The 10,512-nt window shown below is 51.6% G+C and carries 10 protein-coding genes and 2 other annotated features; of the genes, 9 read left to right on the plus strand and 1 reads right to left on the minus strand.

The features are described 5' to 3' along the window. The 8 genes from QZR21_RS05965 to rplT all read left to right on the plus strand — a co-directional run. Positions 1-584: S-layer homology domain-containing protein (locus tag QZR21_RS05965; RefSeq protein ID WP_296974318.1), on the plus strand; the 584-nt coding region annotated here is incomplete at its 5' end. A gap of 694 nt (positions 585-1,278) precedes the next feature. After that, positions 1,279-1,803: a hypothetical protein gene (locus QZR21_RS05970; RefSeq protein ID WP_296097997.1), complete on the plus strand. Its 525-nt coding sequence runs from the start codon at positions 1,279-1,281 to the stop codon at positions 1,801-1,803. A 330-nt stretch (positions 1,804-2,133) separates the two neighbouring features. After that, positions 2,134-2,826: an MgtC/SapB family protein gene (locus tag QZR21_RS05975; protein WP_296097999.1), complete on the plus strand. Its 693-nt coding sequence runs from the start codon at positions 2,134-2,136 to the stop codon at positions 2,824-2,826. Positions 2,827-3,212: 386 nt separating this feature from the next. Then, positions 3,213-3,415, plus strand: a binding site (T-box leader). A gap of 98 nt (positions 3,416-3,513) precedes the next feature. Beyond that, positions 3,514-5,421, plus strand: coding sequence for a threonine--tRNA ligase (gene thrS, locus QZR21_RS05980; protein WP_296098001.1), 1,908 nt, complete (start codon positions 3,514-3,516; stop codon positions 5,419-5,421). Position 5,422: 1 nt separating this feature from the next. Next, complete coding sequence (locus tag QZR21_RS05985; RefSeq protein WP_296098003.1) at positions 5,423-5,857, plus strand: HutP family protein; 435 nt, start codon at positions 5,423-5,425, stop codon at positions 5,855-5,857. 30 nt (positions 5,858-5,887) lie between these two features. Beyond that, positions 5,888-5,998: a sequence feature (ribosomal protein L20 leader region), on the plus strand. Beyond that, entirely contained in the window at positions 5,997-6,533 is a 537-nt protein-coding gene (gene infC, locus QZR21_RS05990; protein ID WP_296098004.1) for a translation initiation factor IF-3, read from the plus strand. It overlaps the preceding feature by 2 nt. Before the next feature lie 16 nt (positions 6,534-6,549). Next, positions 6,550-6,747 carry a 50S ribosomal protein L35 gene (gene rpmI, locus QZR21_RS05995; RefSeq protein WP_296098006.1) on the plus strand — a complete coding sequence of 66 codons (198 nt, stop codon included), beginning with the start codon at positions 6,550-6,552 and terminating at the stop codon, positions 6,745-6,747. Positions 6,748-6,765: 18 nt separating this feature from the next. Next, positions 6,766-7,116 (plus strand): 50S ribosomal protein L20, encoded by a 351-nt coding sequence (gene rplT / locus QZR21_RS06000; protein WP_296098008.1) that lies wholly within the window; start codon positions 6,766-6,768, stop codon positions 7,114-7,116. A 416-nt stretch (positions 7,117-7,532) separates the two neighbouring features. Here the strand turns inward: rplT and QZR21_RS06005 are convergent, their stop codons facing one another. Then, positions 7,533-8,258, minus strand: a complete 726-nt coding sequence (locus tag QZR21_RS06005; RefSeq protein ID WP_296974324.1) for a hypothetical protein — start codon at positions 8,256-8,258, stop codon at positions 7,533-7,535. 446 nt (positions 8,259-8,704) lie between these two features. On the opposite strand from QZR21_RS06005, the gene QZR21_RS06010 reads away from it, so the two are divergent. Continuing rightward, positions 8,705-10,512: ESPR-type extended signal peptide-containing protein (locus tag QZR21_RS06010; RefSeq protein WP_296974327.1), on the plus strand; the 1,808-nt coding region annotated here is incomplete at its 3' end.

The following is a 10,512-nucleotide window of genomic DNA, read 5'->3' on the forward strand; positions in this document are numbered from 1 at the left end:
ATGCCAGCGCTGCCGCCGTCGGTGCTTACTATCGGCCTGACGAGGACCTCATGTTCTCCGTAGGCGGTTCCTTCGGCGGTGGGGAGAATATGGTGAATGCCGGAGTCAGCGTGAAACTGGGGCAGGGGAACCATGTGTCCACCTCCCGGGTGGCCATGGCAAAGGAAATCATTGCTCTTAGGGATACGGTAAAGAAGCAGGATGAAAGAATCCGGAAACTGGAAACTCTGGTGGGCGGAGGGATGGAAGTGAAAGAACAGAAACGGCCTCTTCTTTTCCCCGATGTACCCTCCAACCACTGGGCCTATGAATATGTAACCAATCTCCATAAGGCAGGCATCCTGACAGGGTATCCCGATGGTACTTTCAGTGGAGACCGGATGATGACCCGCTATGAATTTGCGGCCCTCGTATACCGGGCCATCATGGCCAGTGCCGCCTCCCATCCGGAACTGGATAAGAGCGGGGCTCTGGATAAACTGGCTAAAGAATTTTCCTCTGAAATGGAATATATCCGGATTGATACGATTTCGAAGGATAAGAATGGAAATCCGGATATTGAGAGGGTGCGAGTGAATGGATAAAAGCATGTGAGGAGAAAGTGGCGGCGCACAGTGACAGTGCGCCGCTTTTTCTTGTTTTCATCGGATTTTCCGGTATGACCTGCGTTCCTTTTAAACCATGGTTCTTTTGGGGCCAGCCGCTAGTGATTCATCTCAATCCTGTTTGCGTTGAAGAAGCACTGATTACATCGTTGTCAGATTTGATTCCTGGATTTTTATACAGCGCGGCGCATACTAAAGACCCTTCCTCTTATTGCCTGCCCGTTCAATTTGAGGGCAGAGTTTACTGCAATTCATGTCGGTAATCGGTAAGATACCATATTGTGATACGCTGAGGTCAATGCCGATCATAGCTTCCTTGAGCCCGGGCGGCAGCCTGCAGGCCACTGCCATGTCCAAGGGACAGAGCCCCCGCCGAAGGCCATAGCCTTTTTTCTACGCATTTAGTGTATAATAATCATAAAGTTCCAGGGAAGCACTGATTAAATCGTTGTCAGATTTCGTTCTTGGATTTTTATGGAATGCGAGGAATAACTCGACCCAAATAGCGAGCTATTTAAGGCAGCAGTCCTGCATAGGACTGCTGAGCCAAGATAAGTTGATCGGCCTTCCTTTTATTCTTGGCCGAGCTATGACGAAGCAGTGCATAAAAATCCTTATGAAATCTGACTCTGCGAATTAATCAGCGCTTCCCTAATACAAGGAGTGATACCCCATGGCATCCTATGATTTTGACCGGATGGCGAAGAAGGCCGGCGTAGAGGGCAGTTTCCGTGCCCGGAATGATGATATCCTTACGGAGGAGGAGGGAAAGAAACGGTGGCTTTCCATGTCCTTCCGTTTTTCCATTACCGATAACTATCTCTCCGGAAATGGGGGACCCTATGATTATGTCTTTGATTTTCCCCATGGCCACTGGGAAAGGACGGAGTGGAAAAACGGGATTCCCCATGTTTCGGAAGGGGAGATTCCGAAAGAGGCCATGATCCGTTTCGCAGAGTCCCTGGGCTTTCTTTTTACCCTGCCCCAGAAGCAGTCTGTCACCAATACGAAATCCCTGGAAATCAATACGGACGCCTATGAAAAGGAAAAGTATGGTCCTATCAAACGGCTCACCCGCTGTGAACTGCGGGCGGGAGACCGTTTCTTCCGCTGGGTAGCAGAAAAGGATAAGGATACGCCATTTCCGGAACTCTATGAGGCTTTCAGACGGCTGCGGGGGGCTGTTGACCATGGATGAGTGGAATCCCCAGGCGAGTAGCGGGTTCATAAGGGTTGTGGCTTTTACATCGCTGCGCTCGTAAAAGCAGGTTGTGGGTTGGCATCGCTGTGCTCGCCAACCGGGTTGGGCGCTGCGCTTAATGGTAAGGAAACAGTATATAACGCGGCCGGAGGCCGCTTATTCCTTCGCCACTAAAGGTAGCTTCTGAACCTTATGCCCCTGCTTTACCGGGGCGGCAGCCCCAGGTAAAGCCACCACCCGGTGAACGAGCGAAGCGATGTTCACCTGCCACCATTAGCCCCATCTACATGCGAGGCATCCATACAATACATCCAACAAGGAGACATCATGGACGATATTATCAATTTTTTCCAGTCCTGGACCATGGCCGGCATTGCGGCCCGACTCTTCCTTGCCACCCTGGCGGGAGTCATCATCGGCATGGACCGGGAATACAAGAACAAAGGCGCCGGTATCAAGACCCATGCCCTTGTCTGCATCGGTGCGGCCATGGCCATGATTGTGAATGAATTCATTCTCCGCTCTTTCCCCACGTCCAATACGGATTTGGCCCGTATCGGGGCCCAGGTGGTGAGCGGCATCGGTTTTCTGGGCGTAGGCACCATCATTGTTACCGGTCGGAATGAAGTGAAGGGGCTCACTACGGCAGCGGGGCTCTGGGTATGCGCAGGTATCGGCCTGGCGGCGGGTATCGGATTTATCAAGGGTACCATACTGGCCCTCTTATTCGTCATATTCGTTCTCCGGGTCCTGGAACCGGTGGACAAACATCTTCGGGCAAGGGCCCGGGATATGGACCTCTATGTGGAATTTGAAAACATGGAAGCCATCCGTTCATTCCTGACCGGCCTTCGGGCAAAGGGAATCAAGGTCACCAATTTCAGTATTTATCGCCAGCGGCAGGCCGGTCTTTCTCCTTCTGCCACGGTGACTGTCAAAATGGCCCATCACGGGGATCATGAAACCTGGCTCCATGAGTTCAGTGAGATTCCGGGGGTCCTGTACGTGGAGGAAATATAGGCTGTGCGGGGATGGCTGAATATGTACATCCGATGGATGGGGCATAAAGGTGGTGGGTTGGCCTCGCTGACGCTCGCCAACCGGGTTGTGGCTTTCACATCGCTGTGCTCGTGAAAGCGGGGGCATAAGGTAGAATGGGCCTGGGGCATATGGTCATGTCCGTGACTGCGTCCGGGATGAAAACTATGTTCAGGCTCAAGGAGGAAATATCATTTCTTCCATGAGTCAGGCAGAGCCTTAGCCCTGGCCGTCAGGCCACAGCCATGCCGAAGGCAGAGCCCCGGCCGAAGGCCGCAGCCCCTTTTGCAATCCCCATATACCAGTAAGGAAATACTACCTGCAAAATAATCCTTGACAAATGATTCATCCGGGACTATAGTAAACACATAAATGCGATGACGGAGACATGATGTGTCCAGTCCATTGTTTCAGAGAGTCTGCGGCCGGTGTGAGCAGATACGATGGTGGACAGGTTACCGCTTCCGAGCAGGGGAATTGAAATTCCCACGGACCGCTCCCGTTAGAGGCCTATGAGTGAAGCAATGCTTCAATTTGGGTGGAACCACGGAAATGAACTTTCGTCCCTTAGAGGGATGGAAGTTTTTTTATTTCTCCAAAAGCCTTCAATCCATAGCGGAACGCTGTCCCCAGCAGCGGGAGGCGGAGAATACAGAAAGGAAGAAGTTCATGATTACAATCAAACTGAAAGACGGTAAGGAAAAACAGTTCGAAAGCGCTGTATCCCTGGCTGACGCAGCCAAGGCCATTTCCAACAGCCTCGGCAGGGATGCCCTGGTGGCCAAGGTGAATGGCGAACTCACGGATCTCCGTGACCCCATCGTTGATGGCAGCGAAGTCGAATTTTTCACCAAGGAAGACAAGGAAGGCCTCTTCACCCTGCGCCACACCGCTTCCCATGTAATGGCACAGGCCATCCAGCACCTGTTCCCGGGCACCAAGTTTGCCATTGGCCCGGCCATTGATGACGGTTTCTACTATGACCTGGATTCTGATCACGTATTCAGCCAGGAAGATTTCCCGGCCATCGAAAAGGAAATGGCAAAGATTGCCAAGGAAAATATTCCTCTCGTAAAGAAAGTAGTCAGCCGCGCAGAAGCGCTGAAGTTCTTCCAGGACAAGGGCCAGGACTACAAGGTCATGCTCATCAATGACCTTCCGGAAGACGCACAGATTTCCCTCTATGAACAGGGCGATTTCACGGACCTCTGCGCCGGCCCCCATCTCCGTTCTACCGGCAAGGTGAAGGTATTCAAGATTATGACTGTTGCCGGCGCTTACTGGCGCGGTGATTCCAAGAACAAGATGCTCCAGCGTATCTATGCTACCGCCTTCTTCAAGAAGGAAGACCTGGATCATTTCCTCTTCGTCCGTGCAGAAGCGGAAAAGCGGGATCACAGAAAACTGGGCAAACAGCTGGACCTCTTCTCCTTCCATGAAGAAGGACCGGGATTCCCCTTCTTCCATCCAAAGGGCATGGTTCTCCGGAACAAGCTCATGGACTATGAACGGGAACTGTTCAAAGAATTCGGTTATGTAGAAATCATGACCCCGATCATCCTGTCCAAGAAGCTCTGGATCCAGTCCGGCCACTGGGATCATTACAAGGAAAACATGTACTTCACCAAGATCGACGATGAAGACTATGCAATTAAGCCGATGAACTGCCCCGGCGGAATCCTCTATTTCAAGACCCAGCAGCGTTCCTACAGGGATCTGCCCATGCGGGTCGGTGAATTCGGTATCGTTCACCGCCACGAACTGAAGGGCGCTCTCCACGGACTCTTCCGTGTACGCTGCTTCACCCAGGATGATGCCCACATTTTCATGACCCAGGACCAGATGAAGGACGAAGTCATCAAGTGCATGGCCATGTACAAGAAGATGTACGGCGTATTCGGTCTGGAATACCATGTAGAACTGTCTACCCGTCCGGAAAACTCCATGGGCAGCGATGAACTGTGGGAAATCTCCACCAACGCTCTCCGGGAAGCCATCGAAAAGACCGGCGTTCCTTACCAGATCAATGAAGGGGACGGCGCTTTCTATGGACCGAAGCTGGACTTCCATGTACAGGATTCCCTCGGCCGTACCTGGCAGTGCGGCACTATCCAGATGGATATGCAGCTGCCGGAACGGTTTGATGTCAACTACATCGGTGAAGATGGTGAAAAACACAGAGCCGTCATGCTCCACAGAGCCGGCTACGGTTCCCTGGAACGGTTCATCGGTATCCTTATCGAACATTTCGCCGGTGCCTTCCCCACATGGATTGCCCCGGTACAGGTTAAAGTTATTCCGGTCACCGAAAAGAACATGGACTACGCAAAGACCGTAGCTGCTGCCCTGTCTGATTCCGATATCCGGGTAGAAGTGGAAGAAGCCAATGAAACCCTGGGATACAAGATCCGCAAGGCCCAGATGGAAAAAGTTCCGTACATGCTCATCGTAGGGGACAAAGAAATGAAGACCCACACCGTGGCTATCAGAAGCCGCAAGAACGGGGACGAAGGCTCCAGCCCGCTGCCCATGTTCGTGGCAAACCTGATTCGTGAAATCAAGAGCAGAGAATATTAATATGGCAAGAGAATTTCAGAGCGCCGACGTGGCAAGAGCTGCCGTGCGCATGGCGTTATCAGAAACCAGGGCCGATGAAAATGCCCTTCGGGAACAGCTCATGGCCCAGGGTATCCGGTCCGTGGCCGTCAACTTTGGCGGCAAATTCACCGACATTTTACCGAAGATTTTTGAGTCCGCCATCGTGGCGGCCCAGCGGCAGCACGTGATTTCTGACACCCATGTAGGTGACGGTTCCGTGCTGGGCGCTATGGAATCGGCCATTGAACAGGTGAAGCTTATGGCCATCGGCATGAATGTAGGTGGCAAGATCGGCATCGCCCGTTGGAAAGAACATCTCTGTGTGGCCGTATTCGTGGGAGTGGGGGTTCTCCACTTCAACGAAGTCACCATCGGCCTGGCTCACAGGGTTTTAAGAAATGACTTGACAGATTAACTGCCATAGTGTATTATATCTAGCGTAATTGATTGCAAGCAGAAGTCATCCGCTTCTCACCTTACAAGGCGCAGGCTACTAAGGTTTCATACGTATGAACTCGGAGCGGACGGTGTATGCCGTCCGCTTTTTACTTGCAATGATTTCTTTTTCGGAGGTGAAAAGAATAAGTAAAGAACTTAGTATCAACGAACAGATCCGGGCCCGCGAAGTCCGCGTCGTCAGCGATACAAACGAACAGTTGGGGATCATGACTCTTCATGAAGCGATCCGCATTGCGGAAGAAAAGGGACTTGATCTCGTGGAAGTGGCTCCGAATGGCCGCCCGCCGGTATGCCGCATCATGAATTACGGCAAGTACCGTTATGAACAGCAGAAACGTGATAAGGAAGCAAAGAAGAAACAGAAGGTATTCCAGATCAAGGAAGTCAAGCTCCGTCCGAATATCGAAGACCATGACTTCTTTGTAAAACTGAAAAACGCCCAGCGCTTCCTGGGAGACGGAAACAAGGTCAAGGTGACCATCATGTTCCGTGGCAGGGAAATGACCCATCCCGAACTGGGACAGGAAGTTCTCGACCGCTTTGCAAAAGAGCTCGGTGACTCCATTGTTCGCGAAAAGCCACCGAAATTAGAAGGCCGTAATATGACCATGGTCATTGGGCCAAAAGCATGAAAAAGGAGATATGATTATGCCGAAAATGAAAACCCGCCGTGCTGCGGCAAAACGTTTTACCAAAACAGGAACCGGAGAATTCAAGAGAAACAAGGCTTTCAAGAGCCACATCCTTGAAAAGAAGACCCAGAAGAGAAAGAGAAACTTCAGAAAAGCAGCACTGGTTTCCAAATCTGATTACAAACGCGTAGCAAGACTGCTTCCAAACGGCTGATAAGGAGGATTACATAGAATGGCAAGAATTAAAACAGGCGTAACCGCCCATGCAAGACATAAGAAAATTCTGAAACTGGCTAAAGGCTACAGAGGTGCCCGTCATACCCAGTACAGAAAAGCAAATGAACTGGTCATGAAGGCTCTCTACTATGCAAGAAGAGACCGCCGCTCCAAGAAGAGAGAATTCCGTAAGCTCTGGATCGTCCGCATCAACGCAGCAGCTCGCCAGAACGGCCTGAGCTACAGCAGACTCATCGCTGGCCTCACCAAGGCAGGCATTGCAGTAAACCGCAAGATGCTCTCCGAACTGGCTATCAGCGATCCTGCAGGCTTCACCAAGATCTGCGAAGCAGCAAAGAACGCTTAATGACAGACAATAAAAAAACGTCCCGCTGGGACGTTTTTTTATTGTCTGAAATAGAAGAAGCGGCGCCCCTGGATTCCTGTACCGGGGCAGTGCTTCCCTGGCTCCCCCTCCGGGGGAGCTGTCGCCGAAGGCGACGGAGGGGGTGTATTTCCAAATGCATGTATTTGCATGGTTATACTGTTTCGCAAGAACCGTTTCTTAGAGGCGATCCATCCTGCGCCTCTGGCGAGGCCCTTCTCCAGGGGCCTCCATGGGTGGGGGAGAGTCACATGGAGCGCTTCCCCAGCCCTGTCCATGAGCCGAAGGCCCGCATCTAAAATACACCTTGAGCCCAGGCAGCAGCCTTAGCCCCGGCCGTCAGGCCGCAGCCTTGACGCAGTCACAGCCTTGGCCGCCAGGCCATGGCCTGTCTCTTTCTACTTCGTCCAGTTCACGCTGCCGATGGCACTGCCATTCCGGTAGTAGGTGGTGGTATAGCTGCTGCTTCCTGTTTTCTGTATAGATATGGTATAGGTGCTGCTGCTGTCGTGGCGGATGATGTCATTGAGGCCGGCGGCATTGTATTTCCGCACGGTTCCCCAAAGATCGGTCACATTGACATAGGGGGCGGAGGTATTTGTCCAGGTTGATCCCGCAAGGCCCGCATCAGACCAGCGTATACCCGTATTCCGCTGGCCGCCGTCACTGTTGTGGTTCCCGTTCTGTCCGTCGCCGCGGACCACGGTGCCGTCATAATAAGTGACAGAACTGCTCCGGTCCACCACGCCCCGTTCCCCGAGAAGGCGGGCAAAATCGCTGTTATCATGGAAAGACAGGTTGGCGGTGGCACCATCGTCGAAAAGGATATCTCCCTTCCGGATGGCTTCTTCCATGGCCCTGGTTATTGCATCCAGTACGCCCTTATCCTGTTTCTGGGCATCAGTCATACCGCTGGTATCGATGGATGGCAGATCTGCATCCCTGGGAGATATCCGGTCCATAAGCTCCCCGGCGGATGTGAAGATGTGGCTGATATGGCCGGCCACGTTTTCATGGTTTATAAGCATGCCGCCGACACCGACGATAATGGCAAGCATCAGGGAATATTCGATAATATCCTGCCCCTGCTGGCTGCGAAGCCCATGGCTCCATGGGAATTTCATTTTTTTCATCTCCCTTTTTGCAATATCTTTACTTCTATTTTACCCCATAGGGGATAGGGACGGAAAGGGGATATGGGGGGCCTTCTTTCAGACCTCTGCTGTGAATATCAGCTTTCCACTGAGAAGGTGATCGTATCTGGACAGATGGCAATAATTCAAATGAAGGTTTGCTGCTGCCCATAGACGGGAACCTGTTTTTTCCACAATATATTATCATATTATCAAAGATGTATAACAATTGTAATTATTGTAACCAAAAATTTATTTACATAAATCGATTGAAATCGAAAAAGTGTGATATAATACAGGCATGGTGAATAACCATTACTTAAAGTAATTTTTTAGGGGAATTACTGATAGCCTTGTGAAAAGAGACTGTGGGGCAGGTTCTTTTTGCAATACCATTCATTCCTCATTAGGGCGGCCCATCAGGGCTGGAGGACAAAATGAATAAAATATACAAAGTGATATGGAGCAATCTGAGAAATGCCTATGTGGTGGTGTCGGAACTGGCAGGAAGCAGCCGGAATCACAGAGGGTACCACGAATATTCGAAGGCCCTGGCGGCTGCCGTTTTTGCAGCCTGTGTATTTAGCGGCAGCACTGTGTCTGCAGCAGGCGGCAGTGCTGCCGGAACGAATGCGATTGCCGATGGCAATGGTGCCACAGCTTCGGCAGCGGATTCCGTAGCCATTGGGACAAAAGCTTCTGCCTCAGAAGAGAGCGCTGTTGCCATTGGGAATACAGCCTCCGCTTCCGAAAGGAGCACCGTTGCCATTGGCTATGCTGCTTCTTCAAAAGGACAGAATTCTACGGCCATAGGAAATGGAGCAGTAGCAGAGAAAGGATCTTCTGTGGCCATTGGTTCTGATACCCATGCAGTGAATGATTCCACCGTGGCCATCGGAAGCGGAAGCTATGCTAATGGCCGGTATTCCGTAGCCATGGGGTTAAGCGCTCTGGCAGGGACAACGACCAATGATTCTTCCAATCCCCTGGATGGCGGCGGCAGTGTAGCTCTGGGTTATGCGGCCGATGCAGCAGCGGGCCGCAGTATTGCTATGGGTACGGGGGCTGCGGCGCAGTATTCTACTTTTTCGACGGCCCTTGGTGATTCGTCCAATGCCCAGACCGAAGGAAGCGTAGCTCTTGGCGCCGGATCTGTGGCCACTCGGGCAGCGGGAAATAAAGAACAGACCATTACAGAAACTACCGATTATAATACAGGAACCACCACGGTTACGAAGACTCTTGGCGATGAACTGACGGCCTATCTGAAACCGGATACCGTGGCTTCTGGTCAGGAAAGTGTATGGACTTCCACCACCGGTGCCGTATCTGTCGGCGGGGTAGCTTCGTATAAGGTCTATGAAAATGGGAAAATTGTTACCAGGACGTCGGTACTGACCCGTCAGATTACCAATGTGGCCGCAGGGTCTGAAGATACGGATGCCGTGAATGTGGCCCAGCTGAAAGCAGCACGGACCACGGTTACATCAAGCGATGGTTCTGTCGGTATTACTGCGACGAAAGATACTACGGATAACCATACGAATTATGACCTTGCCATTACTACGGCTTCCTTATCGGCAGGAAGTGATGGCAGGGTGACTGATACCAATCCAATGACGACCAGCACTAAAGCCTATGTGACCGGTGATAATGTGGCCGATGCCATCAATAAGTCCGGCTTCAGCCTCACCACTTCTTCTTCCGGTGGCACAGTTTCCGGTACGACTAAAGAGCTGGTCAACCCCGGCGAAACGGTGACCATCGATGCCGGTAAGAATATCGCCGTGACCCAGAGCGGAAATACCATTTCCATTGCCACCGCTAATGATCTGAATGTGAATAGTGTCACCTATAACACCACTGATGGCACAAAGACCTATACCACAAAGGTAGATGGTACAGGAATTCAACTGACTCCCAGCGAAACGGACAGTACAAAGAAAATTTCTCTGACCACCAATGGTCTCAGCAATGGAGGCAAGCAGGTAACCAACATGGGAAGCGGTATCAATTCTACCACCAAGGCCTATGATATCAATACCAATGGCGCCAATATCGGCGATGTGAAGGCCATTGCTGCCAGCGCAGCCAACGGAAGCAAAACGGTTGTGACCTCTTCTGACGGCTCAGTAACCATAAAGGATGATGGCAGCGATGCGACCCATCACAGTTACGACCTCTCCGTGAATTACAGCAAAATGTCCGGCAATTTTAACCTGAGCTATACCGGCGACAACAACTC

This window comes from uncultured Dialister sp. (genome assembly GCF_900541605.1).
GTDB lineage: Bacteria > Bacillota > Negativicutes > Veillonellales > Dialisteraceae > Dialister.